Origin of the sequence: Pontibacter rugosus (assembly GCF_042678745.1) — a bacterium.
GTDB lineage: Bacteria > Bacteroidota > Bacteroidia > Cytophagales > Hymenobacteraceae > Pontibacter > Pontibacter rugosus.
This window is the reverse complement of record NZ_JBHTLD010000453.1, coordinates 1-914: the sequence shown is the minus strand read 5'-3', so window position 1 is coordinate 914 and position 914 is coordinate 1. Positions and strand designations below refer to the sequence as shown.

At 57.5% G+C, this 914-nt stretch carries 2 protein-coding genes; both read left to right on the top strand.

Going from position 1 to position 914, the window contains the following annotated elements:
* Positions 1-53: 53 nt before the first annotated feature.
* A complete protein-coding gene (locus ACFQ2O_RS21875) occupies positions 54-314 on the top strand; it encodes an IS110 family transposase (protein WP_377533081.1) in 261 nt (86 codons plus the stop codon).
* Between the two features lie 182 nt (positions 315-496).
* A partial coding sequence (locus ACFQ2O_RS21870; protein WP_377533079.1) for a transposase occupies positions 497-914 on the top strand: 418 nt, incomplete at its 3' end.

The window sequence follows — 914 nt, the reverse complement described above, 5'->3', positions numbered from 1 at the left end:
CAGGGGTGCCGCACCACCAGAAGTTCAACAACAACAGAGAGGGCTTTCAGCGGATGAAGGCCTGGATGAAGCAGCAGGGCTGCGAGGCGGGAAAGGACACTTTAGCCTGTATGGAGCACACGGGCATGTACACAAGGCAACTGGTGCACTACCTGCTGGCACGGGAAGTAAACGTGTGGCTGGAGAGCGCCCTGCAGATAAAGGGGAGCATCGGCATGGTCAGGGGAAAGGACGACAGGGTGGACGCGCAAAGGATCGCCCGCTACGCCTCTTGCACCAGCAGGAGGCGCAGTGCCTCTCCCTCTCGGGCGTGACGCTGGAGCGGCTAAAGGACCTGCAGGCAAGCAGGGGCAGGCTCATCAAGGCCCTCAAGAGCATCAAGGGCACCATCAAGGAGCTGCTGCAGATAGACCCTGTGTCTGGAAAGACGCTGGAGCAGGTCAACAGGAAAGCCATCAAGGGCCTGGAGAAGAGCAAGGAGCAGGTGGAGGAGAAGATGCAGCAGTTCATCGCAAAGGACGCAGAGCTGAAGCGCAAGTACGACCTTCTCACCTCGGTGAAAGGCGTGGGAAAGGTATTGGCCATCTCCCTTCTTGTATACACCCAGGGCTTCACCAGAATGGATGACGGGCGCAAGCTTGCCTGCTACTGCGGGGTGGCCCCTTTCGAGTACCGCAGCGGCACGAGCGTGATAGGCAGGACAGGTGTATCCAAATTCGCCAACAAGGAGTTGAAGCAGGTGCTGCACATGGCGGCTCTGAGCAGTATCCGCAATAACGGGGAGATGAAGACCTACTTTGAACGGAAAGTCGGGGAGGGCAAGAGCAAGATGAGCGTCTTAAACGCTGTCAGAAACAAGCTGCTACACCAGGCGGTGGCCGTTATAAAAAGAGGAACTCCCTATGAGGTGAGAT

Coding starts and splice junctions, on each gene's coding strand:
- ACFQ2O_RS21875 (WP_377533081.1), top strand. CDS start 54: ATGAAGGCCTGGATGAAGCAGCAGGGCTGCGAGGCGGGAAAGGACACT.